This is a genomic window from Saccharopolyspora gregorii (assembly GCF_024734405.1).
Taxonomy (GTDB): Bacteria; Actinomycetota; Actinomycetes; order Mycobacteriales; family Pseudonocardiaceae; genus Saccharopolyspora_C; species Saccharopolyspora_C gregorii.
In genome coordinates this window covers 1124075-1146927 of the sequence record NZ_CP059556.1, presented here as the reverse complement: position 1 = coordinate 1146927, position 22853 = coordinate 1124075, and the positions used below count along the sequence as shown (strand labels likewise).

The 22853-nt window shown below is 69.6% G+C and carries 20 protein-coding genes; 5 read left to right on the top strand and 15 right to left on the bottom strand.

The window, feature by feature from the left end; all coding sequences use genetic code 11:
• Positions 1-192 precede the first annotated feature (192 nt).
• From H1226_RS04930 to H1226_RS04905, 6 genes are read right to left on the bottom strand one after another with little or no spacing between them, the layout of a single operon-like run.
• Positions 193-981 carry a class I SAM-dependent methyltransferase gene (locus H1226_RS04930; protein WP_258347506.1) on the bottom strand — a complete coding sequence of 263 codons (789 nt, stop codon included), beginning with the start codon at positions 979-981 and terminating at the stop codon, positions 193-195.
• On the bottom strand, positions 957-2246 hold the full coding sequence (locus H1226_RS04925) for an MFS transporter (RefSeq protein WP_258347503.1): 1290 nt from the start codon (positions 2244-2246) through the stop codon (positions 957-959). Before H1226_RS04925 ends, H1226_RS04930 begins: the two co-directional genes overlap by 25 nt.
• Positions 2243-3271, bottom strand: a complete 1029-nt coding sequence (locus H1226_RS04920; protein ID WP_258347502.1) for a dipeptide epimerase — start codon at positions 3269-3271, stop codon at positions 2243-2245. Before H1226_RS04920 ends, H1226_RS04925 begins: the two co-directional genes overlap by 4 nt.
• Positions 3268-4296 (bottom strand): PLP-dependent cysteine synthase family protein, encoded by a 1029-nt coding sequence (locus H1226_RS04915; RefSeq protein ID WP_258349341.1) that lies wholly within the window; start codon positions 4294-4296, stop codon positions 3268-3270. The genes H1226_RS04920 and H1226_RS04915 overlap by 4 nt, the downstream gene beginning before the upstream one ends.
• Before the next feature lie 53 nt (positions 4297-4349).
• Positions 4350-5180: a PIN domain-containing protein gene (locus H1226_RS04910; RefSeq protein WP_258347500.1), complete on the bottom strand. Its 831-nt coding sequence runs from the start codon at positions 5178-5180 to the stop codon at positions 4350-4352.
• Entirely contained in the window at positions 5177-6445 is a 1269-nt protein-coding gene (locus H1226_RS04905) for an ATP-grasp domain-containing protein (protein WP_258347498.1), read from the bottom strand. The genes H1226_RS04910 and H1226_RS04905 overlap by 4 nt, the downstream gene beginning before the upstream one ends.
• Positions 6446-6698: 253 nt before the next feature.
• Here H1226_RS04905 and H1226_RS04900 point away from each other — a divergent pair, with 253 nt between their 5' ends.
• Positions 6699-7982 (top strand): alpha/beta hydrolase, encoded by a 1284-nt coding sequence (locus H1226_RS04900; RefSeq protein WP_258347496.1) that lies wholly within the window; start codon positions 6699-6701, stop codon positions 7980-7982.
• A gap of 54 nt (positions 7983-8036) precedes the next feature.
• On the opposite strand, the gene H1226_RS04895 is transcribed toward H1226_RS04900, so the two are convergent.
• Positions 8037-9335, bottom strand: coding sequence for a S1C family serine protease (locus H1226_RS04895; protein WP_258347494.1), 1299 nt, complete (start codon positions 9333-9335; stop codon positions 8037-8039).
• A gap of 216 nt (positions 9336-9551) precedes the next feature.
• Here H1226_RS04895 and H1226_RS04890 point away from each other — a divergent pair, with 216 nt between their 5' ends.
• Positions 9552-10514, top strand: a complete 963-nt coding sequence (locus H1226_RS04890; RefSeq protein ID WP_258347491.1) for a hypothetical protein — start codon at positions 9552-9554, stop codon at positions 10512-10514.
• Between the two features lie 173 nt (positions 10515-10687).
• On the opposite strand, the gene H1226_RS04885 is transcribed toward H1226_RS04890, so the two are convergent.
• The 4 genes from H1226_RS04885 to H1226_RS04870 form a co-directional block, all read right to left on the bottom strand.
• Positions 10688-11698: a patatin-like phospholipase family protein gene (locus tag H1226_RS04885; protein WP_224958322.1), complete on the bottom strand. Its 1011-nt coding sequence runs from the start codon at positions 11696-11698 to the stop codon at positions 10688-10690.
• A complete protein-coding gene (arfB, locus tag H1226_RS04880) occupies positions 11679-12110 on the bottom strand; it encodes an alternative ribosome rescue aminoacyl-tRNA hydrolase ArfB (RefSeq protein WP_258347489.1) in 432 nt (143 codons plus the stop codon). The genes H1226_RS04885 and arfB overlap by 20 nt, the downstream gene beginning before the upstream one ends.
• Positions 12111-12138: 28 nt before the next feature.
• The gene (locus H1226_RS04875) at positions 12139-13239 is read right to left on the bottom strand and encodes a 3-deoxy-7-phosphoheptulonate synthase (RefSeq protein ID WP_258347487.1); all 1101 of its coding nucleotides are present in this window, start codon (positions 13237-13239) and stop codon (positions 12139-12141) included.
• A gap of 116 nt (positions 13240-13355) precedes the next feature.
• A complete protein-coding gene (locus H1226_RS04870; protein WP_258347485.1) occupies positions 13356-14714 on the bottom strand; it encodes a serine hydrolase domain-containing protein in 1359 nt (452 codons plus the stop codon).
• A gap of 106 nt (positions 14715-14820) precedes the next feature.
• Here H1226_RS04870 and H1226_RS04865 point away from each other — a divergent pair, with 106 nt between their 5' ends.
• A complete protein-coding gene (locus tag H1226_RS04865; protein WP_373690013.1) occupies positions 14821-15768 on the top strand; it encodes a CPBP family intramembrane glutamic endopeptidase in 948 nt (315 codons plus the stop codon).
• Between the two features lie 252 nt (positions 15769-16020).
• On the opposite strand, the gene H1226_RS04860 is transcribed toward H1226_RS04865, so the two are convergent.
• The gene (locus H1226_RS04860) at positions 16021-18093 is read right to left on the bottom strand and encodes a transglycosylase domain-containing protein (RefSeq protein WP_258349340.1); all 2073 of its coding nucleotides are present in this window, start codon (positions 18091-18093) and stop codon (positions 16021-16023) included.
• Between the two features lie 411 nt (positions 18094-18504).
• Between H1226_RS04860 and H1226_RS04855 the strand changes: the two genes are divergently transcribed.
• Positions 18505-18885, top strand: coding sequence for a hypothetical protein (locus tag H1226_RS04855; RefSeq protein WP_258347480.1), 381 nt, complete (start codon positions 18505-18507; stop codon positions 18883-18885).
• A 16-nt stretch (positions 18886-18901) separates the two neighbouring features.
• Here H1226_RS04855 and H1226_RS04850 read toward each other — a convergent pair whose 3' ends face one another.
• From H1226_RS04850 to H1226_RS04840, 3 genes are all read right to left on the bottom strand, one after another.
• Positions 18902-19297, bottom strand: coding sequence for a hypothetical protein (locus tag H1226_RS04850; RefSeq protein WP_258349339.1), 396 nt, complete (start codon positions 19295-19297; stop codon positions 18902-18904).
• A 330-nt stretch (positions 19298-19627) separates the two neighbouring features.
• Entirely contained in the window at positions 19628-20332 is a 705-nt protein-coding gene (locus H1226_RS04845; RefSeq protein WP_258347478.1) for a DUF6319 family protein, read from the bottom strand.
• 114 nt (positions 20333-20446) lie between these two features.
• Positions 20447-21940 (bottom strand): flavin-containing monooxygenase, encoded by a 1494-nt coding sequence (locus H1226_RS04840; protein WP_258347476.1) that lies wholly within the window; start codon positions 21938-21940, stop codon positions 20447-20449.
• A 100-nt stretch (positions 21941-22040) separates the two neighbouring features.
• Here H1226_RS04840 and H1226_RS04835 point away from each other — a divergent pair, with 100 nt between their 5' ends.
• On the top strand, positions 22041-22670 hold the full coding sequence (locus tag H1226_RS04835) for a TetR/AcrR family transcriptional regulator (RefSeq protein WP_258347474.1): 630 nt from the start codon (positions 22041-22043) through the stop codon (positions 22668-22670).
• The last annotated feature ends 183 nt before the right edge of the window (positions 22671-22853 follow it).

Below are 22853 nucleotides of genomic sequence, written 5' to 3'. Positions count from 1 at the left end.
CGATCCGTCGGACTCCATGCGCGGTTCTCCATTCCGTCCCATCACCTGCAACGCCGGCGCAGCCCACCGCAACACCAAAAGAAAACGATAATACTTTTCAAGAACTCCCAGCAAGCGATCTTCCTCACGTCGCGTGCAAGGGAACCTTCCTGTCACCGGTGACAGGAAGGTTCCCTTGCACGCACCCGCTGGTCAGGTGGGGCGGCGGGCCACCAGGTGCAACCGATCCCCCGCGAGCGACGTGCCGAGGGCCGCGTCGGCGTGCCAGGGCGGTTCCGTGCGCGGGCCGGGGTGGTCGAAGAGGTCGAGCACTTCGAACCCCGCTTGGTGCAGGATGCGACGCAGTTCTTGCGGGAAGAGCAGTCGCCAGGCGGAGCGTTGAGTGAGTTCCCGCTCGCACCCGGGCCAGTCCCACACCCGTTCTCGGCGCAGCAGCTGTTCGGCGTGGTCGATCCACAGCCGGGTTCGCGACCGGTACGGCACGCCTTCCCATTCGACTGTCCGCTCGCGAATTCCGTCGAGCAGTTCGGTGCTCCCGAGGAAGAACGCACCGTTGCGCATTTCGGCGACGAGCACCCCGCCGGGACGGAGATGGTCCCGGCACCGCCCGAGGAAGGAATCGAGTTCGTCGTTGGTGTGGCAGTAGAGGAATGCGCTGTCCAGGCAAGTGATCGCGTCGAACGTGCGATCCAGCTGGAATTCGCGCATGTCGCGCTGGTGGAAGGTGCCGCCGGGGCAGTGCGCCCGGGCGTGTTCGATCATGCGCGGCGAATTGTCGATCCCGGTGACGTGAAAACCGCTCCGGGCCCAGTGCGCGGCGTCGCGCCCCGTGCCGCACCCGATGTCGAGCAGTGTGCCGTGTCCGATGCCACGGCGGGCGAGGACGTCGAGCACGAATCGTGCGGCGAGGTGCTCGGGGTCGGGGAACTGCGCTTCGTACAGCCGGGGGTTGTCGGTCAGGAAGTTGGCGTCGACGCGCATGCGGTCTCTCCTGGTCGCGGGGCGGGTTCCGGGCCGACGAGTCCACGGCGCTGCAGCAGGGCGACCGCGGCGGCTGAGACCAGTCCGAGCGCGAGGCACAGCGCGGACGGCGCCCACGGCGCGGTGGTCCCGGCGAGGTCGCTGATCCACCCGATGGCGGCGTTGCCCGCCGCGGCGGTCACCCCGGAGGCCAGGTAGAAGACCCCGAAGTAGGTACCGGACAGCGAATTCGGCCCGAACGAGGGAATGAGGTCGTTGACGAAGGGTTGCGCCAGCATCAGCCCGGTGGTGAGCACGAGGGTGGCCAGCAGCACGGGGCCGAGCCGCAGCAGCACGCCGACCGGGTCGGGCACGGAGGTCGCGGTGGGCAGCGCGAAGCCGGCGACGAGGGTGGCGAGGAAGGCGATCCCCATCAGCGCCATACCTGCGGCGATGGTGCTCCCCCGGGACCACGTGCGCTGGAAGTACCGGGTGATCCGCACCTGCAGCAGCAGACCGGCCACTGTGGACACGATGAACACAGCGGCGACGGTGCCGCTGGATCCGGTGAGCCGGGCCGCTTCCATCGGCAGCACCAGGTACAGCTGGTTCTGCAGCGCGAACATCCCGGTCAGCGCGAGGGTGAACAGGAGGAACCGCTTGTCACCGAGCACGCCGCGCCAGTCCCCGAGCACGGTGCCGCGCGAGGGCGGCACGTCCCGGCGCGGCAGCACGGCGATCTGGGCGGCGGTGAGCAGTGCGAACACGAGCGCGGCGACGAGCGCGGACGTGGTGAACCCGATGAGGACGAGTGCGCTGCCGAGCAGCGGCCCGATCAGCGCCCCGGTGTTGGCGAACACGTTGAACAGCGAGAACGCTTCGGCTCGCCGCTCCCCCGCTTCGCGCGCGAGGTAGGCGCGCACCGCGGGGTTGAACAGCGCCCCGGCGAGTCCGCTGAGGACGGAGGCGGCGAGCAGCACGGGCAGCGAGCTGCCGAGCGCGAACAACCCGAACCCGACGGTGCGCAGCGCGCAGCCGGCGATGATGACGCGACGCGCCCCGAGCCGGTCGGCGGCGCTGCCGCCGATGAGGAACAGCCCTTGCTGGCTGAGGTTGCGCACCCCGAGCACCACGCCGACGAGCGCCGCGGACATGCCGAGGTCGTGCCCGAGGTAGCCGGCGAGGTACGGGATGAGCAGGTAGAAGCCGATGTTGACCCCGAGCTGGTTGATCAGCAGCACCTGCACCGCGAGCGGGAAGCTCCGGATGAGCCGCCAGGTGGTCATGCCGCCACCTTCGGCCGCACGCCGAGCCCGGGCTCGCGGGTGATGTGCAGCGTCCCGCCGGTGCCGCCGATGCCGTCCCACGGGTCGTCGGCGAGCAGCAGGTGCCCGTCGAGGTCGATCCAGCGGGCGTGTCCGGCGAGGTGCACGGCGGGTGCGATGCCGAGGGAACTGGCGACGAGGCATCCGAGCATCACGTCGGCCCCGGCGGACCGCGCGGCGTCGATGATCTCGACGGCGGCGCGGATCCCGCCGCACTTGGCGAGTTTCACGTTGATCCCGTGCACGGTCGAGCCGAGCGCCCGGACGTCGGCGAGGGTCTGCGCGTCCTCGTCGGCGATCACCGGAATGGGGCTGTGCCGGGCGACGCGGCCGAGTTCGACGGGGTCGCCGGGCGGGATGGGTTGTTCGACAGCCGCGATGTCGTGCACGGCGAGGGCGTCGAGCAGGCGCAGCGCCTGCTCGGGTTCCCACGCACCGTTGGGGTCGAGCAGCAGTTGCGCGTCGGGGGCGGCGGCGCGGACGGCGGCGACCCGGTCCTGTTCGTCGGGGCCGTCGCCGAGCTTCACCTTGAGGACGCGGAATCCGCGGGCGGTGAGCTCGGCCGCGGTGCGCGCGGCGTGCTCGGTGCCGGTGATGCCGATGGTGCGGGCGGTCGCGGGCTCGCCGACGGGTGGTGCGCCGATGAGGTCCTGCACGGTCCGGCCGCTGTGCTGCGCGGCGAGGTCGTGGGCGGCGGCGTCGACGGCGCAGCGCACTCCCGGTTCGACGTCCGGCCAGTCGTCGATGCCGGTGAGGAGCTCGTCGGGTCCGGTGCAGCTCTCGACGTGCGGGCGCAGCGCATCGAGCCGGTCGAGGATCCGCGGCACGTCGAGGTCGTAGTAGACGCTGGTGACGGCTTCGCCGTGCCCGGTGCGGCCGCCGTGTTCGAGGTCGATCCACACCGCGTCCCGTTCGTGCATGACGGAGCGGGAGATCCGGAACGGCTCGCGCAGCCGCAGGGTTCCGGTGCGTGCGCTGAGCTTCACGCGGGCACCTCCACCGATCCGGCGGGGTCGCGGACCGCGCGGCAGCGGGCCCAGCCGTGCACTTCGACCGCGGCCGGGTCGGCGATCTCGACGGGACGCGTCGCGGGTCGTCCGCCGAGCAGGCCGTGCTCCTGGCAGAACTCGTCGTCGAAGATGGTGTCGAGGTAGCGGTGCGGGCCGTCGGGGAAGACGGTGGCGACGCGGGATCCGGGGTCGCGCCGCGCGGCCCACGCGGCGACGAGCGCGACCGCACCGGTGCTCCAGCCCCCGCTGACGAAGGAGTGGGCGGCGAGCCTGCGGCAGGCGTCGACGGCCTCCGCCGGGCCGATCCAGTGCACTTCGTCGAATTCGGGGTAGGCGACGTTGCGGGGGAAGATGCTGCTGCCGAGTCCCCGCATGAGCCGCCGCCGCGCGGGCTGCCCGAAGATCGTGGAGCCGACGGTGTCCACGCCGATCAGCCGCAGCCGCGGCCAGTGCCTGCGCAACGTGCGGATGACGCCTGCGCTGTGCCCACCGGACCCGACACTGCACACGAGGGTGTCGGCGGTGCCGAGCTGGGCGACGAGCTCTTCGGCGAGCCGCTCGTAGCCCGCCGGGTTGTCCGGGTTGTTGTACTGGTCGGGCCAGTAGGAGCCGGGCAGTTCCGCGCACAGCTCGTGCACCCGGTCCAGCCGGGCCTGCTGCCAGCCTCCGACGGGGTGCGGGCGGTCGACGACCTCGGTGCGGACGCCGTGGGCGCGCAGCAGCGACCGCATGCTGCGTTCCAGTTCCCGGTCGACGACCAGCACCACGGGGTGGCCGAGGGCTTGGCCGGCGAAGGCGAGTCCGACACCGAGGGTGCCGCTGGTGGATTCGACGACGGGCGCGCCGGGCCGGAGTTCCCCGCGGGCACGGGCCCCGCGCAGCATGGACATGGCGGCGCGCGCCTTCATGCCGCCCGCGCCGAGGCATTCGAGCTTCGCCCAGAATCCGGGGTGGTGGTCCGGCAGCGGGGTGCTGACCCTGGTGACCGGGGTGTCGCGCATCAGCTCCAGCAGGTCCGGGTTGGGGGTGCTGGCCGGGCTCGTGCTCACGTCGATCAACGGGGGTCCTTCCCGGTCGGGGTGATCGGGGCGCGGTGGCGGTAGATCGAGCCGGGGCCGCCGTCGAGCCAGAAGAACGGGTAGGGCTCGGCCGAGACGGCGGTGACGCCGGATCCGATGAACCACGGCAGGATCGCGCTCGCGGTCTGGGCGAACATGACCAGCGGCTTTCCGGTGGCGCGCACGTGTTCCAGCAGCGGCGCGAACGTGTCGCCCGCCGCGAGCATCCCGGTGGCGAGCACGGCGTCGCAGCCGTCGACGGCGGCCATGGCGTCGCCGACGATGGGCTCGTCCCATTCGGTACTGCCGCCCTTGCGGTCGCAGGGGACGTAGTCGAGGTCGCGGTGCCGGAGCCGGTGCAGCAGCGAGTTCACCACCCCGACCACGAGCACCCGGTTCACCTGGTCCGGCAGCAGGTCCACGACGAGTTCGGCGCGCTGCAAGGACTTCCGCAGCGAGTTCCCGCGCTCCAGCGCGACCTGCTCGGCGTGCTCGTGGTGCGGGAACCGCCACATCAGGTAGGCGTCCAGCGCCGCGGTGCGCACCGCGGGCAGCGGGTGCCGCAGCAGCCGCCCGACGGGGGCGCCTACGCAGTCCACGACCTGCTCGTCGGTGAGTTCCCCGGGTTCCACCGCGCAGGAGCCGACGGCGTCCTCGACGCGGAGGCTCAGCACGTGGTTCCGGTAGGAGCGGCCACGCCCGGAATGGCGGACGCCTTGCTGGGTGAGGAAGCCGACGCTCACCTCCGCTTCGCCGACCTCGTCGCCCGCGAACCCCTCGCCCACGGCCGCCGCGAACCCGTCCAGTGACAGGAAGGCGTCCTTCATGCGGTGACCAGATCCTCGGCGTAGACGACTTCCAGGGAGCCGACGGCCGCCTCGGCGCGAGCCCGCGCGGCCCCGGGTGCCGGATCGGTGGCCAGCACGTGGCCGAGGTAGTTGTTGTTGCTGGTCGCCGCGCCTGCCACGTGCCCGGGTTCCTTGACGACGCTGTCGACGACGCCCTCGGTCCCGGCGAGCCGCTCGGCTCCGGCGATGTGCCGGATCGGGCCGGTGCGCGGCGGCAGCAGGAACGAGATGGCCGCGCTGCCCGCACCGGTGGCGTGCGGCGCCAGGTCGGGCTGTTCGCCGGCGGCGAGCCGGGCGTGCACCGCGGGCAGGTCGATGCCGGTGACGCGGCGGATCAGCTCGGTGATCTGGTTGCCCGCGGGACGCGGGTTGACCTCGACGATGCGCGGCCCGTCGGGGGTGAGCTTGAGCTCGGTGTGGGTGACCGTGTTGTCGAGGCCGAGCGCGGCGATGGCGTCGACGGCGATCGAGGTGGCGGCTCGTTCGGTGGCGGCGTCGAGGGCGGCGGGGAACATGTGCCCGGTCTCAACGAACCAGGGTGCGCCGCCGACGCTCTTGTCGGTCACGCCGATGACGGTCGTTCGTCCGTGGGAGGTGACGGCTTCGACGCTCACTTCCGGCCCGGTGAGCAGTTCCTCCAGCAGCACCGTGGGGCTGCGGCGCTGGCCGCGGGCGTTCACCGGGAAGCCCTCCAGGTCACGAACGGCTTCGGCTAGTTCGGCTTCGTCGGACACCTTGCGCACGAACATGCCCGCGCACAGGTCGACCGGTTTGACCACGAGCGGGAAGCCGAGGGCGACGGCCGCTTCGCGGAGCCCGGACGCGCTGTCGGCGAGCGCGAACGCGGGCCCGGGAACTCCCGCTTCGCGCAACGCCAGCCGGGTCCGGTCCTTGTTGCAGGCCAGCTCCACCGCTTCCGGCGGAGATCCCGGCAGGCCGAGGTGCCGCGCGAGGTGCGCGACCGCGCCCAGGTAGTAGTCGCAGGAGGTGAGCACGCCGTCGAACCGGAGCGCGGGCTGCAACTTCGCCACGTGCTCCACGAGGGACGGCACGTCGTTGGTCTCGGCGGTGAGCACGTTCTGCGCGCCGAGCAGCGGGTGGGCGCCCGGCCGGTTCCAGGCACGCAGGTAGTGGTGCACGTCCCGGGTGAGGAAGCTGAAGCGGTGGCCTCCGTCCCGGATACCTCTGGGCAGCAGGGTGCTCATCGCCCCGACCCAGCTTTCCACCATCAGCAGGTGACCCACTCCGACTCCTCCGCATGGTTTACCACTAGCGGACGGTAACGATAATCATGTTCAATACTCCTTCGCAAACCCCATTCAGGTAGCACTGGAGTCACTCAGCGTGTTCATCTCGCGTCGCGGCGGCACCATCCCGCTGCTCACCCTGCTGCTCGCCGCACTCGCGCCCGCCCCCGCCGCCACGGCGGCGCCCGACCCCGGATTCGGCCCCTGCCCGGACGGAATCGCCAACGATCCATCAGTCCAATGCGGACACTTGCGGGTCCCGCTCGACCACGCCGCCCCCGACGGGCCGACCATCACCCTCGCCCTCACCCGCATCCCCGCCAGCGGCACACCCGAAGAACGACGCGGCGCACTCCTCGTCAACCCCGGCGGACCCGGCGGCACCGGCACCGACTACGCCGAGAGCAAACGCGCCAAACTCCCCACCGCCGTCCAACGCAGCTACGACATCATCGGCTTCGACCCGCGCGGCACCGGCCGCAGCGCCCCCGTCGACTGCGGACCCGCCGGCGGGCTCTACCAGCACCCCCGGCCCGATCCGGTGCCCACCGATCCCGAACAGGAGCGCGCCCACCTGCGCGGACTCCGCGCCATCGCCGACGATTGCGCGCGCGGCATCGGGGCCGCGCTCACCCACATCAACACCACCAACACCGCGCACGACATGGAACGGATCCGGCTCGCACTGCGCGAACCGCGGCTCAACTACCTCGGCGTCTCCTACGGCACCTACCTCGGCGCCGCCTACGCCGCCCACCACCCCCGGCACGTCGGCCGCATGGTGCTCGACAGCGTCGTCAGCCCCGACGACTGGTACGACTTCGACACCCGCCAAGCCCTCGCCATGATCGAACAACGCGACGCGCTCTTCGACTGGATCGCCGCCCGGCCCGGGCTCGGACTCGGCCACGACCGGCGCACCGTCCGGCAGCACTACCTCGACACCCGCGCCGCACTCCCCCACGACACCTTCGGCCCCGACGAATTCGACCGCGTCGTCTACCGCACCCTCTCCCGCACCGAACGGTGGGAACCCTTCGCACAAGCCCTCAGCCACTACGTCCGCACCGGCGACGACGCCGCGCTGCGCCCCGCCGAACCCGACGACCACAACTACGAATCCGCGCTGCGCACCATCAAATGCGCCGACAGCACCCGACCCCGGCCCGCCGACGTCATCGGCAGCATCCGCGCGCTGCGCGCCGTCGACCCCCAACCCGTCCTCACCGGGCTCGAAGCCGCCACCTGCGCCTACTGGGCGCCGCCCCGCGAAACCACCCGGCTCGGGCACCCCGACATGCCACCCGTGCTGCTCACCCAAGCCGAACACGACCCGACCACGCCCCTCGACGGCGCGCGGCGCATGCAACGACGGCTCCCCGGATCCAGCCTCGTCGTCCTCGACGGCAGCCGCTCCCACGGGGCCTTCGCCAGCCAACGCGACGACTGCCTCGACTCTGCTGCGGAGCGGTACTTGGTGGAGGGGGTGGTGCCGGGGGTGGAGAAGCACTGCCCCACCCACCCCGCACCGTGAGAGCAAGGGAACCTTCCTGTCACCGGTGACAGGAAGGTTCCCTTGCTCGCTCCGTCAACGGCCGTACGGGAACTGTCCGCCCGGCCACTGGTACGGGCTCTGCGCCCCGGGGCGCTGCGTGGTCGTCTCCGGCTCCGAGTCCCGGATGCTTCCCAACGTGACTTCGACCGGATGGGCATTGCCGCCCTGCGCGTCGCCGACGGTGAGAACCACCTTCCCGCCAGGCTCGCTGGAACCGATCTGGGCGATCAGATCCGAGAACGCGCTGACCGCTTTGCCGTCCACCTCCAGGATCGTGTCCCCCTGCCGGAGCCCCGCCTTCTCCGCCGCGGAACCCGCGCTGACAGTGCTGATCACGGCATTGCCGGACTCGCCATCCGTGCCCGTGACACCGAGCTGCGGCTTCATCGCCGCCCCCGATTCGATGATCTCGCCGGCGACCCTGCTCGCCGTGTCGATCGGAATCGAGAAACCCAACCCGATGTTGCCCGCGCTGGATTCACCCGAGGTGTTCGACTGGATGCTCGAGTTGATCCCGATCACCTGCCCGTCGAGATTCACCAACGGCCCACCCGAATTACCCGGGTTGATCGACGCATCCGTCTGGATTCCGTTGTATACGACCGCCTGGCCGTCGTCCGACGACACCTCCACCGTGCGGTCGAGCGCACTCACGATGCCCGAAGTGACCGTGCCTTCGAGCCCCAGCGGCGAACCGATCGCCACCGCGGTCTGCCCGACCGCCAGGTTCGAGGACTTGCCCAACTCCGCTGCGGTGAGCCCGTCGACACCAGCCAGCTTGATCACCGCCAAGTCGTACGACGGGGCCGTCCCGACGACCTCACCAGCCGACTTCTTCCCATCCGGCAGGGTGACGGAAATATCTCCGCCGCTGCTCACCACGTGGTTGTTCGTCAACACGTAACCATCGGCGGTCAGCACCACGCCCGTCCCCTCCGCGCTGCCGGAACGCGACGACACTGCGATGTCCACGGTGCTCTTCGACGCCTTCTCCGCCGCGAACTGGACGGTTCCGCTCTGCGAACTGACCTGGGTGCCGACGGTGGAATCGTGCTGGTTCAACACCGGCGAACCCGAGCTTCCGGACGTTCCCAGCAACAGACTTCCGCCGAATCCGGCAGCACCACCGACGAGTCCGGCGAGCAGGGCTACGACGACCGTGCCCGCCGAAACACCGGCGAGGCGTGGTCTCCGCTCACTCGAGAACCCGGTCGGCTGCTGACCTTGAGGAGTAGCCGATTCCCACGGTGCCGAGGTCGCGCCGCGACCACCTCCCGACGGCACGTCCGCTGCGAACCGGTCCCCTGCGCCTGCGAAATCGTTGTCAGCCATGAGCCGACAGTGCTCCACCAGGCTGAGAGCAAGCTTTGCGTTGCCTGGTGATTCGCCCTCAACCCAGCCGCGCTCAACTACGGAGCAAGGGAACCTTCCTGTCACGAGCGGCAGAAAGGTTCCCTTGCTCCTTCTGCTTCGCGGGGTGCGAGTGCCGCCGACACACCGACGAATGCGCGAGCCCCCACGTCACCCGACATGACCGATAGTGACCACATGTCATCGACAGTGATCAGCAAGGATGCTCCGCATTCCGCTCCGCGACGCGTGTTTCACGTCGCCGAACTGGAAAGGCTCGGCGTCTCGCAATCGACCAGTTATCGGCGGGGACGCGCCGACGGACCATGGACGCGTTTGCTCCCCGGAATCGTCCTGGTCATGCCGGGCCCGCCCACCGCAGACGATCTGATAGCGGCTGCACTACTACGTGCCGGCCCGTCCGCCATGGTCACGGGCATGCACGCGGCCCGGATGCACGGTCTCGAAACGCCGGACGAGAACGCTCCGGTCCACATCCTCATCCCGCACACCAAAAAGATCCAGAGCAACGAATTGGTCAGGTTCGAACGCACCACGCGCCCGCCGCCACCGGTCATCATCGACGGCATTCCGGTCGCCCCCGCGCCTCGGGCCGTCATGGATGCCGCCCGCACCTGGCAGTCCCGCCGATCGACGGAGGCATTGCTCGTGGAAGCGATCCAACGGGCGCCGGGATGTTCGCCACGGGCCCTCAACGAGGAAATGGAACGCGGCTCTCGGCGAGGAACCGGGTTGCCCCGGGAGATCCTCCGGGCGATGACCGCCGACGTCCGTTCCATCGCTGAACTCCGAGCTTTCGAGTTGCTCAAAAGTGCCGACCTGCCCGATCCCTCGTGGAACACATCGCTGTTCGATCCCGACGGGCGTTACGTCGGCATGCCCGACGCCTGGTTCGACGACGTCGGCCTCGCCGTCGAATTCGACTCGTTCGCATACCACTCGTCGCGGGCCGATTTCGCCGCTACGACACGGCGGAACACCCGGTACGCGGCACACGGCGTAGCAGTCGTGCAGATCTTGCCCGTCGACGTCATGCAGAGACCTGACGAGGCTATCGCCGCCATCGGACGAGCGTATCGAGCCGCGACTCTGAGACCACGTCCCAACGTTCTCGTCCGCGCCATCGCCGAAGGAGCTTGATCCGAACGATAGGTGAACACGGACGCCTACCCGGAGGGCAACAAACGCCTCCGGGCATCTCGCATGCCCACGCTGCGCTGGCTACCTGCAATCCCACACGAACGACATCCGTGCAGGAGCGAGGGAACCTTTCTGGCACAGATGACAGGAAGGTTCCCTTGCTCCAAAGCAGATCAGTTGGGAGTCAGGGCGGTCTTCCCCACCCGCTCCGGCTTCCCAGAGCTGTCGACGACCCCCGCAGGCACCGGACGCGCCCGCGGATACCAGGTCGCTGCGACATCCCAGGCGGCTTCGATGAGCGCCGCGGAGTGGGCGAACGAGTAGGGCGAGAGTCCCACCGTGGCGGGCGCGGGCAGGATGTACAGCTCGCATCGCGTGGAGTTGAGCTGCACGTCGAGTCGTGCCGCGTTGAGCATCGCCGCTCCGAGCGCGGCGCCGCTGACCCCGCTGACCGACCGGGGCGGGATCGTAGGCGTCGAGGGACTGGTGACGATGTGGCCGCCGCGTTTTCCAGGCCGGTGTTCGAACGGTTCGGTTCCGCCGCACGGGAGTACGAAGACCCGTTCCGCGCCGAGCTCGACGGCCCTGCTGATCGGCATGAACGCCGCGACACCACCGTCGACCAGCCACCGGTCGTTGACGCGGAACGGCGGAAAAAGGCCGGGGATGGAACAGGATGCGACGAGCGGCGGCAGCACCGGCCCGTGGTCGAAGTAGACGGCGGTGCCGGTGTCGACGTCGGTCGCGGTGACGGTGAGCGGGATCGCGGTTTGCTCGAAGGTTCGGTACGGGAGGGTTCGGTGCAGCCAGCGCGCCAGTCCGGTGCTGGTCATCAGGTGGTTGGTGATGCCGAGCTTTCCGGCGAGTATGCGCGCGGGTTGGATCGGGAAGATGTCGGAGCGCCGCATGGAGCTCCACACCGCGCGCAGGCTTTCCGCTCCGCCGCCAGAAGGGTCACCGGCGAGCCAGGCGGCGTTCAGCGATCCCGCCGAGGTGCCTACTAGGAGGTCGGGTTCGACGCCGGCTTCGAACAGCGCGGTGGCGAGGCCGGCTTGGACGGCTCCGAACGTCGATCCGCCAGGAAGCACCCAAGCTGTGCGCATGAGCGTCACCCTCTCTGCTCGTCGTGCGGTCGAGGCTAGCCGGAGTTGCGGGATGAGCGCTTCAGCTGTCTCCGGGGTCACCGCGTCGGCGCCATTGCTTGACCTGACCGCGGCGTTTCTTGGCGGCGATGCGCCGACGTCGTGATCCGGCTGTGGGTTTGGTGCGGCGACGGGTCGGCGGCTCGGGTGCGACGGCGTCCGCGAGCAGTTGTGCGAGGCGTTCCCGCGCTGCGGTGCGGTTGAGCAGCTGGCTGCGGTGTTCGGATGCGGCGATGGTGATGGCACCGTCGACCAGCCGGGATTCCAGCCGGGCGAGCGCCCGGTGGCGTTCTCGTTCGGGCAGGCTGGAGCCGGCCAGGTCGAAGGTGAGCTCGACGCGGGAGTCGGAGGTGTTGACGTGTTGACCGCCGGGCCCCGAGGAACGCGAGAACCGTTCCGACAACTCGGCTGCCGGCACGGTCAGCCTGGGGGTGATGCGCAGATCTTCGGGCACCGTCCCAGCATGGCCGCACCGGCGGCGTTCAGGCCAGCTGCAGCCAGTTCGCGGAGTCGCACGTCCGCCGGGACGCCCGCACCGAGGCGGCGAGGTCGCGCAGCACTGCCGCGGTGTCGTCCCAGCCGAGGCACGCGTCGGTGATGCTCTGCCCGAACCGGAGCGGGCGTGCAGCCCCGATGTCCTGCCTGCCAGGGACGAGGAAGCTCTCCACCATCACCCCGCGGATGGCTGCTGTACCGCTGGCGATCTGGTCGCCGACCGCGGCGACCACCGACGGCTGCCTGGTGTGGTCCTTGCCGCTGTTGCCATGGCTGGCGTCCACCACCACTGCTGGTGGCACGCCTGCCGAGCGCAGTTTGCCGACGGCTTTCCGCACGGATGTGGCGTCGTAGTTGGGTCCGGTCGCACCGCCACGCAGGATGATGTGCGCAGCCGGGTTCCCGGTGCTGCGCACCCAGGTCACGGCGCCGTCCGCCCCGGAGGCGAGGAAGCTGTGCGGGTGCCGGGCGGCGACGATGGCGTCGACCGCTGCCTGCAGCGAGCCGCTGGTCCCGTTCTTCATGCCGATCGGCATCGGCAGCGCGCTGGTCAGCTGGCGGTGCACCTGGCTTTCCACCGTTCGCGCGCCGATCGCTCCGTAGCTGACCAGGTCACCGAGGTAGTCCGGCGCGATGGGGCTGACCCATTCGGTCGCGGTCGGAAGATCCAGGTCGGCGAGTTCGAGCAGTAATCGGCGGGAGGTGCGCAATCCCGTCTCGATGTCGGCGCTGCCGTCCAAGCCAGGGTCGGCGAGCAGCCCGGTCCAGCCGACCGTGGTGCGTGGCTTTTCCAGGTAGGCGCGCATCACCACGAAGATCTCGTCGCTGAGTTCGGCCGCGAGTCCGCGCAGGCGGCTCGCGTACTGCCGGGTCGCCGCGGCGTCGTGCAGCGAGCAGGGGCCGACCACGGCGAGCACCCGATCGTCTTCGCCGGCGAGCACTTCCGCGATCGACCTGCGCCAATCGGCGATCTTGCTCGTGGCCGCCTGCTCGACCGGCAGCTCGGCCGATAGCGCGGCCGGCGAGGTGACCGCTACGACGGATTTTCCGGGCCTGGGCACGACGTCGATCGACGGATGCTCGGACATCCCACCTCCCATAACCAGGTAAGCCTAACCTAATTTGATCGCCGTGCGGTGTGAGGAAGGGAACCTTTCTGCCACCGGTGGCAGAAAGGTTCCCTTCCTCATCTCCGCAATCCCCTTCAGGGAGTGCTGGTCCAGCCCGCCACCCCACCCGGCACCGGCGCGTCCGGGTCGTAGGGAGTCCGGGTGAAGATGAACGTGTTCAGATCCAGGTGGCTGACGTTCCCGTCGGCGGACCGGCCGATCCGGAGTTCTTCACCGGAGTAATACCCATCCAGACCGATCCACCGCCCTTCGTGATCCCGGCGGAAGCGAGAAGCCCGGCCGCGTCCCTGCCACGGCACCAGATCTAGCAGACCATCGGGCAGGATCCGGAGCACGTACGGCGAAGGCCCCCAGAACCACTGCCCGGTCAGCTCGAGCAGTCCGGCCTCAACGTCGGCTCGAGGTACCCACGGCTCGGGGATGCGCGGTTCGTGCGCTTCCAGCAGGTCGAGCAGGTCGGTCACCAGCGCCGAGGAAACACCCGCCGTGGTGTTGGCCATGAAGATGATCCCGGTTCGATCAGCAGGATCGGCCATGACCGTAGCGAGGAACCCCGGCATGGATCCGGTGTGCCCGGCGAGCCTCCGCCCCTGATGCCTGATCAGCTGCAGCCCGAGCCCGTACCCGGCACGCCAGACGTCCCCGTCGTCGACCGCGCCCGCAGCTCGCATCTCGGCGACCGTGTCGGGGTGCAGCACGTCAGCGGTTTCACCGGCGACGAAACGAGCCCACCGGAGCATGTCGTCCACGGTCGACCACAGCTGGCCCGCGGGCGCCATGGCACCACCGTCCTCGGCGGGCTCCGGCAGCAGCACGTCGGCCCACGGATGGACCGCCCACCCCTGCGCGTGGGGCGCCTCGGGGTGGAAGGTGGTCCTGGTCATCCCCAGCGGTTCGAGGACCTCCTGCCGGACCGACTCGTACCAAGAACGACCGCGCAGCCTGGCGACCAGCTCGCCGAGCACGCCGAACCCGGTGTTGGAGTAGTGGAACCCGTGCCTGGGCCGTGGCCGGATCGCCTGCTGGTCGACACCGGCGAGCAGCTCTTCGACCGGGCCGCCTTCGGTGCGTTCCCACCAGTCCCCGGCGGGCTCCGCGCTCATGCCGCTGGTGTGCGAGAGCAGCCGGGCGATGCTGCGGTCGCCGACGGCGGTGCCCGGGACGTGTTGGTCGAGCTTGTCCTCCAGGTTGAGCAAGCCCTCGTCGCGGAGCCGCAGTACGGCGACGGCGACGAGCGATTTGGTGATGGACCCGATGCGGTACTGCGTGTCCGAGGTGGGTGCCGCCCCGGCTACCAGGCCTCGGCTGCCCGTCCAGAGCGTTTCGCCGTCGCGGACGATGCCGGCGATCAGCGACGGCACCCGGTTCTGGCTCTGTTCGACGGCCAATCGTCTGAGCAGCGCTCGTTCGGTGGAAGGCAGCAAGCTCGTCATGCCGCCCATGCTGTCACGGACATCAGGTGAGCAAGGGAACCTTCCTGTCACCGGTGGCAGGAAGGTTCCCTTCCTCTCGTGGAGGGGACGTGGGGTGGTTGGCAGGATGGGACCTGTGGGCGATCGGGTTGATGTTCGTGGCGTGCTGAGTTTCCTCGGGTTGACCTACGCGGTGACGTGGGCGTTGACCCTTCCGATGTGGGTCACGGGGACGGGGTTGACCTGGGAGTGGGCTCCGCTGCTGCTCGTGGTCATGATGTTCGTGCCCGCCTTGTCCGCGGTGGTGGTCACGAAGTGGATCAGTCCGCGGCCTGCGCCGCTGCGCGAGTTGGGTGTGACCGGTGCGGGCGGCCTCCGGAAGTGGTGGGGGCGTGCGCTGCTGGCCTGGCTCGGTCCGCCGGTGCTGATGTTGCTCGCACTGCTGCTGGGCGCCTTGTTCGGCGTGTACCAGGCGGATTGGACCGGGTTCTCGGGGCTGTCCGAACAGCTCGGCGTGGTGGGCGAGAACGCGCCGTCAGCGCCGTCGCTGGCGCTGATCCAATTGGCCCAGGTGTTCTTCCTCGGCTGGTTGAACGTGATTCCCGCGGCGGGCGAAGAAGTGGGCTGGCGCGGCTACCTGACGTCGGCGTTGTTGCCGTTGGGGCAGCCGGGCGCGTTCCTGGTGACGGGCGTCCTGTGGGCCCTGTGGCACGCTCCGCTGCTCGTTCTCGGCTACAACTACCCGAACGCCCCGGTGGTGGTCGCCTTCATCATGATGGGCTGCTTCTGCAGCTTGCTGAGTGCGCTCCTGGGGTGGCTGCGGTTGTCGTCGGGCAGCGTGTGGCCTGCGGCGATCGCACACGGTTTCGTCAACGCAGCCGCTGGTTTCGGCGTTCTGTTCAGCGCTGCGGGCAGCCCGGTGAACAACGTGACGTCGGGGCTGCTCGGCTGGTCCGGCTGGATCGTGCTGGTGTTGGCGATCTTGGTTCTGGTGCTGCTGGGGAAGCTCCCGGTCCCGCCGCCGGACGAGGAGCCCGGCTTGACCCGCGGCGTTCGCAGGCTCAGCCGTCGCTGAGCGACCGAGGAGTGAGCACCGGAACCGGCGCCGGCACGAGCGCGCGGAAGGGAACCTTCCTGTCACGTCGGCGATGAAGGGAACCTTCCTGCCACACCTGCGGCGAAGGTGCCGCCTCCCGCCACCTCGATGAGGAAGGGAACCTCCCTGTCACCTCCGCGGTGAAGGGAACCTTCCTGTCACCGGGCGGGGCCGAACGTGCGGAGGGGCCGCCCGCACGATGCGGACGGCCCCTCCCCGATCAGATGGCGATCACGGCGCAGGCGGTGGCCCACCGGGAAGCGGTGCCACGGGCAGGTCCTGGTGGATCCTGTTCATGGCGTCGAACCAAGTCCGGGCGGGCACCTTGCCACCGAAGATGTTGCCGTCGCTGCACAGGAACGGCGGTGCGTCGCCACCCGCGTCGCAGATGCCGCGGGGGCGCGATCCGTCGGCGTAGGTGAGCACCGCTCCGGCCATCTGCGGGGTCGCGGCGAGGAACGCGGCGGACTTGCTCTCCTGGGTGGTCCCGGTCTTGCCGATCATGGGCCGGGTCCAGCCGGCGGCCGTGGCCGCGGCCTTGGAGGTGCCTTCGGTGTCGTCCTTGCTCATGCCTTGCGCGAGCTGACCCGCGACTTCCGGCGAGATCGCCTGTTCGCAGGCCGCTTCCTTGATGGGGACGTCGTTGCCGTTGCGGTCCTGGATCTCTTCCAGCGGCGTCGGCGGGCAGTAGGTGCCGCCGCTCATGATGGTGGCGGCCACGTTGGACAGCTCGAGCACGCTGGTGGGCGTGTAGCCGAGGGTGAAGGCGCCGCGCTTGTTCTTCTTGACGGCTTCGGCTTGGGAGGGCCCGTTGGAGCCGTCCTTCTTGAGGGTGGAGCCCGCGCTGTTCACCCCGTTCATCCCCTGCCGCAGGCCGAGCCGGGAAGCCATGTCGACGACGTTGTTGAGCCCGACCTTCTCCTGGAGCGCGACGAAGCCGGTGTTCGGCGAGGTCGCGAGTGCCATCTGCAAGGTGCGGTCCCCCGGCTGGACGCCTTCGGCGTTGCCGACGGTGTAGGGGTTGGTCCCGTTCTTGTAGACGCGGGACGTGTAGGTGGCGGGCACCGGCACGTTGTCCGCGATGGTCATGCCCTGTTCGAGCGCGGTGGCCGCGGTGAACACCTTGTAGATCGAGCCGGCGCCGAACGGCTGCACCCGGCTGACGATGTCGTATGCGGTCTGCCCGGCTGCGGGGTCGTTGCCGAAGTCGCGGTTGGCGACGAGCGCGCGGACCTTGTGCTTGTCGGTGCCGGGTTCGACGACGGCCATGGCGTTGGCGATGCCGTCGGTCTGGGTGGGCACCTGCTTCTTGGCGGCTTCCTTCGCGGCGTCGCTGGCGTTGCGGTCCAGCGTGGTGCGGATGGTGTAGCCGCCGGTCTCCAGCTCGTCGTCGTCGATGCCGGACTTCTCCAGGTAGTGGCGCACGTATTCGCAGAAGAACCCGTCGGTGGTGCCGTCCCCGATGCCGACGCAGCCGTTCGGCGGGCGACCCAGCTGCGGGGTGAGCCCGAGCGGCTCCTCCTTCGCGACCTTGGCGTCCTCTTCGCTGATCCGGAGCCGGTTGTGCGGGTCCGTCATGAGGTCGATGACGAGGTTCCGGCGCTCCATCGCCTCGTCCGGGTTGGTCCGCGGGTTGAGCGATCCGGGCTGGTTGACGATGGCGGCGAGCAGGGCGGACTGCGCGATCGTCAGCTTGTCCGGGGTGGTGCCGAAGTAGGTCTGGGCACCCGCGCCCACGCCGAAGGTCTGGTTCCCGACCGGCACCACGTTCAGGTAGCCGGTGAGGATCTCCTCCTTGGTCATGGTGCGTTCGAGCTCGACGGCGATCTTCGCCTCGCGCAGCTTTCGCGCGATCGTCGTCTCCTTGGCCTTCTCCGCGTCGACCTCGTTCTGCGCGACCACGTGCACCAGGTAGTTCTTCACGTACTGCTGGGTGATCGTGGACGCGCCCTGGGCGGTGCCACCGGTGCTGACGTTCTTGGCGAGGGCGCGGACGGTGCCCTGCCAGTCGACGCCGTCGTGGTTCCAGAAGCGCTTGTCCTCGACAGCGGTGATCGCGGCCTTCATGTACCCGGAGATCTGCTCGGGCTTGGTCTCGACCCGGTAGTCCTTGAAGAAGTGCGCGATGGGTTCGCCGTCCTTGTCGGTGACCACCGACACCTGCGGCATGTCCCGCTTGGCGAGCGAGCTGGACATGCTCGCCATCGCGTCGGTGGCCTGGTTGACCACCGCTCCAGCGCCGGTGGCCATCGGCATCATGAGGAACGCCACCAGCACACCGGCCAGTACGCACAGCCCGAACATCTTCAACAGCACGCCGCTGCGCACGCCTGCCCCAATCACCGCATGTCCATGACGACCTGATCTCGACCGCTGACCGCAGGCCCGGGGTAGGTGCGCCAGGGCGGCGGTTCCGAACGTTCCGGGAGACGCGGCGGCTCTGCCGTGAGATCGCCGAACCTGCTCCATCGGTCCCTTCGTTGATATCACACCGGCTGGTCGGCGCCGACCTCCGGCCGACCTTCCGGAACCGGCGTTCCCCCTGGCACCGCGAGGAAAATCCGCCGTGCGGCGCAACCGCCCCATACCTCCGCCATCGGACATCACGACCAGCGGTCCCGGGGACGAGCGACGTGCATCCGATCCGCCGGAACGGGCACGCCGCCCGTGATCGGCCGACTACACTGGGGTTCGACTAACCGTGCGGAGGGGCTGATGGTCGACCCGTTCTTCGATTCGCTGGCGAACGCGCTCGGCGGGCAACTCGCCGTCGCGCTGGGCACCGCCGCGCAGAGCGCACTGGCCAAGGTGCGGAGCTTGCTGCGGCGCCGCGGCGACACCGACCCGGAGACGATGGCCGCGCTGACCGCCGCCGAGCAGCCCTCAGCCGGCGAGCCGCAGATCAAGGCCTTGGCGGAACGGCTGGACCGGGTGGCGCAGGACGACCCCGAGTTCGACGCGGAGGTGCGCGCGGCGGGTAGCAGCGTGCACGTGGAGCTGTCCGCCTCGCAGAGCCGCGTGGTCAACCAGAACTCCGGCGAGGTGCGGACCCTCGTGCAGACCGAACAGATCAACGGCGACATCACGTTCAACTGAGCCGCCGCCCGCGGATTCAGCCCTGGCGGTCCGCTCGGTCGAGCTCGGCCAAGTAGCGGTTGTACTCGGCGAGCTCCGGATCCTCGTCCGCGTCGACTGAGCTCGCCGGCGGGGGCACCAGCGGACGTCGTCGCGGCCGGGCGTCCTCCGCCGCCGGGGTCTCGGGTTCCGAGGCGGGTTCGGGCACCGCGACCGGCGCGTCGTGGCCGCCGCGCAGCTCCATCCGGATCAGCCAGACCCACATGCACACGGTGAACACGCCGAACAGCGGCCACTGCAAGGCGTAGCCGAGGTTCTGGAAGCTGCCGCCCGCCTCGTGCGCCCGGTCCCACTGCCACCACGCGAGGAAGCCGGTGGCGATGGCCGCCGCCACGAACAGCGCGTGCAGCAGCAGCCAGCGCGGGGTCAGCATCCGTCTCACGCCGACGATTCTAGGCGTCCCGCGGCGCGGGTCGTCAGGCGCGCGGGCCGGGGGCGGTGATGGCGAGCAGGGGAACCTTCCTGTCACCGCGGGGCGGACGTCGTGCGGCGGTGCCGCCGTGAGCTGCGCCGACGCGTCCGAGCATGCGTCCGGACCTCCGTGCGAGGAAGGGAACCTTCCTGTCATCTCCGCGCGGAGGGGAACCTTCCTGCCACACCGCAGGGCATGACTCACCGGCGTGGGCCGGTGCGAGCAAGGGAACCTTTCTGCCACCGATGCGAGGAAGGGAACCTTCCTGTCACCCCGCCTCGGCTCCGGGGCTCATTCGGTGAGTTCGTGCAGCATCCGCTGCGCCTCGGCGAGCTGTCGTTCGAGCTGTTCGACGCGCTCCCGCTGCTGTTCCCGGGCGGCTTCCAGCAGTGGTTCGACGGCGGCCGCGACCTCTTCGTGCAGGGATTTCGCGGCTTGCGCCACGGCGGAGGTGGACACGGGGGTGGGCCGCAGCACGCGCTTCTTGCCGGTGCTGACTTCGACGTTCCACTGCCCGGCCTGGTCCGCGGTGAGGATCACGGTGGCGCCGGCGGGCGGTTTCGGCTTGCGCCGGTTCGCCGTCGGGGCTGATTTCGAGGTGTCGTCGGCGGCGGGCACCGGCTTGGCGGCCGGTTGCGGTTCGCGGGTCTTCGCGGCCGGTTGCGGCGTGGCGGGCTGTGGTTCGGGCGCGGTGGCCGCGGCTCGCGGTGGTTCGGGAGTGCGGGCGGCGACGGGTTGCGTTTCCTTCCGCTTGCGCGGCGGTTTGACGACGGTCACCTCGGCGGCGGAGAAGGACAGCACGTCCTTGGACCCGGCCGGGCGGATCTGGATGAAGTCGCCTTCGGCCGGATCGTCGAGGGCGACGACCTTGCCGGAGCGCCCTTCGGGCACTCCGACGGCGGTGGCGGTGAACCACACGGTCGGCGTGCCGCCGGAGGTGAGTTCGTCGCGGAGTCCGCTGATCTCGTCGGACGTCAGCGTGCGGGCCTGTGGCATCGGAGAGCCCCTAGCTCAGGGTGCGCCCCGTCCTCCGGCCCCACACCGGGTGAAGTCAGCCGGGGCTGTTCCAGCAATGACGGACCCGACTATATCGAACGCCCGTGCGAACCATCAACGGTGCCCGGACGCGGCGGTGACCTCGAAGTCCGCCGGGTCGGCCTTGCGGGTGCGCAGCCAGTAGTTCCAGGTGAAGCCGGGCCAGATGGTGCGGTTGACGCCGTTGACGTCGAGGTACCAGCTCTGGCAGCCACCGGCGGACCAGACGGCCCCGCCGAGCTGGTGCTGGATCCTGTCGTTGAACTCGTCCTGCACGGATTGCCGCACGTCGACCTGGTCGACGTCGCCGCGCAGGATCGGCCGCAGGCAGCTGAGCACGTAGTTGATCTGCGATTCGATCATGAACACGACCGAGTTGTGCCCGAGGCCGGTGTTCGGGCCGAGCAGGAAGAACAGGTTGGGGAAGCCGGAGACGGTGATGCCCAGGTGCGCCTGCATGCCGTTCTTCCAGGCGTCCTGCAGCTTGCGCCCGCCGCGCCCGACGATCTCGAGGTGGTCGAATGCGTCGGTGACGTGGAATCCGGTGCCGTAAATGATGGCGTCGACGGGGTGCTCCTCGCCGTCGCCGGTGACGATCGAGTTCTCCTTGACCTCGGCGACGCCGCTGGTGCGCAGGTCGACGTTGGGCTTGTTCAGCGCCGGGTAGTAGTCGCTGGAGAGCAGGATCCGCTTGCAGCCCATGGAGTAGCGCGGGACGACGGCCTCGCGCACCCGCGGGTCGCGCACGACGCTGCGGATGTAGCGCTTGGCGAGGTGTTCGGAGATCTTCCCCAGCAGTTTGCTGCGCAGCACGGCGACGGAGCGGAGTTCGAGGACCCAGTAGACGGCGGCGCGCGCGATGCGCTGCGCGAACGGGACGCGGCGGAACAGCGTGCGGATGCTCCGCGGGATCTCGCGGTCGGGCTTGGGCTGCACCCACGGCGGGGTCCGCTGGAACAGGTGCAGCTTGGCGGCCTGCTCGGCGACCTGGGGCACGAACTGGATGGCACTGGCACCGGTGCCGATGACGGCGACCCGCTTGCCTTCGAGGTCGTAGTCGTGGTTCCACTGCGCGGAGTGGAACACCTCGCCCTGGAAGCGCTCGATGCCGTCGACTTCCGGATAGCTGGGGATGTGGAGGGCGCCGACGCCGGAGACGAGCGCGCGGCCGACGTACTCGGTGCCGGAGGCGGTGCGCACGTGCCAGTTGCGGCGGTCTTCGTCGTACTCGGCGCCGGTGAACTCGACCCCGTAGTGGATGTGCTCGCGAATGCCGTACTTGTCGGCGCAGTGCTGGAGGTAGTCCCAGATCTCCTGCTGCTGGGCGAACAGCCTGGACCAGTTCGGGTTCTGCTCGAAGGAGAACGAGTACATCAGCGACGGGACGTCGCAGGCGCAGCCCGGGTAGGTGTTGTCGCGCCAGGTGCCACCGAGGTCGTCGTCCTTCTCGAGCACGATGAAGTCGTGGATGCCCGCTTCCTTGAGCTTGATCGCCGTGCCGATGCCGGCGAACCCGGTGCCCACGATGACGACGGACGTGTCGTACCGCTGTGCCGACGCCTGTGTCATTCCAGCCCTCCCTGATCAGCCACCTACTTCCAAGTAGCCTACTATGAGTAAGTTACCTCCGGTAGGGTTCGGTGGACCGATTCTCGATAAGGTCGGAACCGTGAACGTGCAGCACGCCGACGACCACTCCGCCCCAGCAGGACGACGCAAACGCCTCCCCCGGGCGGAGCGGGAGCAGCAGATACTGGCCGTCGCCGAGCAGGTGTTCGCCACCAACGGCTACCAGGCCAGCTCCATGGACGACATCGCGAACCGGATCGGGCTGTCCAAACCGATGCTGTACGAGTACTTCGGCTCCAAGGAAGGGCTGCTGCTCGCCTGCGTCGAACGCGCCCGGCGCGAACTGCTCGAGGCCACCACCGAAGCCGCTGCCGGAGCCGGCGAGAACGCCCACCAGCTGCTGCACGACTGCCTGCTCGCCTTCTTCCGCTTCAGCGACGAGCACGCCCAGTCCTGGGCGCTGCTGCGCACCGAAGCCGCCATCCCGCTCGCCACCGTCAACACCGCGCTCGAAGCCACCCGGCAGCAGCAGACCGACCTCACCGCCCGGCTGCTCGAAGCGTCCCGGCCCGACCTGGACCAGGTGCAGCTGGAAGCCTTCGCCGAATCGATCATCGGCGCGTGCGAGCGGCTCGCGCTCTGGCGCGAGAAGCGCTCCGAGATCACCGCCGAAGAGGCCACCCGGCACCTGATGGCCCTGATCAGCCCGAGCCTCGTCGCGCAGGCCTGAACCAGCCCGCACCTCCCTCCGCAGGACGAGCGGGCCAAAACCACTCGATCGAGCGGCATCCCCTATCGAGGGATCAAGGTCGGTTCGCAAAGCGCCGATGTGGAGCGCGTTGATCGTCTGGAGTTGGCGCATGACCCGATCGGGTCGTCAGCACCCGCACCGGGCGGCTTCACGAGGTTCCCG

Bases quoted from the DNA above. Each gene is read 5' to 3' on its own strand.
- H1226_RS04930 (WP_258347506.1), bottom strand. From the start codon at position 981: ATGCGCGTCGACGCCAACTTCCTGACCGACAACCCCCGGCTGTACGAA.
- H1226_RS04925 (WP_258347503.1), bottom strand. From the start codon at position 2,246: ATGACCACCTGGCGGCTCATCCGGAGCTTCCCGCTCGCGGTGCAGGTG.
- H1226_RS04915 (WP_258349341.1), bottom strand. From the start codon at position 4,296: ATGCGCGACACCCCGGTCACCAGGGTCAGCACCCCGCTGCCGGACCAC.
- H1226_RS04910 (WP_258347500.1), bottom strand. From the start codon at position 5,180: ATGAAGGACGCCTTCCTGTCACTGGACGGGTTCGCGGCGGCCGTGGGC.
- H1226_RS04895 (WP_258347494.1), bottom strand. From the start codon at position 9,335: ATGGCTGACAACGATTTCGCAGGCGCAGGGGACCGGTTCGCAGCGGAC.
- H1226_RS04890 (WP_258347491.1), top strand. From the start codon at position 9,552: ATGTCATCGACAGTGATCAGCAAGGATGCTCCGCATTCCGCTCCGCGA.
- H1226_RS04875 (WP_258347487.1), bottom strand. From the start codon at position 13,239: ATGTCCGAGCATCCGTCGATCGACGTCGTGCCCAGGCCCGGAAAATCC.
- H1226_RS04870 (WP_258347485.1), bottom strand. From the start codon at position 14,714: ATGACGAGCTTGCTGCCTTCCACCGAACGAGCGCTGCTCAGACGATTG.
- H1226_RS04865 (WP_373690013.1), top strand. From the start codon at position 14,821: ATGGGACCTGTGGGCGATCGGGTTGATGTTCGTGGCGTGCTGAGTTTC.
- H1226_RS04860 (WP_258349340.1), bottom strand. From the start codon at position 18,093: ATGTTCGGGCTGTGCGTACTGGCCGGTGTGCTGGTGGCGTTCCTCATG.
- H1226_RS04855 (WP_258347480.1), top strand. From the start codon at position 18,505: ATGGTCGACCCGTTCTTCGATTCGCTGGCGAACGCGCTCGGCGGGCAA.
- H1226_RS04850 (WP_258349339.1), bottom strand. From the start codon at position 19,297: ATGCTGACCCCGCGCTGGCTGCTGCTGCACGCGCTGTTCGTGGCGGCG.
- H1226_RS04845 (WP_258347478.1), bottom strand. From the start codon at position 20,332: ATGCCACAGGCCCGCACGCTGACGTCCGACGAGATCAGCGGACTCCGC.
- H1226_RS04840 (WP_258347476.1), bottom strand. From the start codon at position 21,940: ATGACACAGGCGTCGGCACAGCGGTACGACACGTCCGTCGTCATCGTG.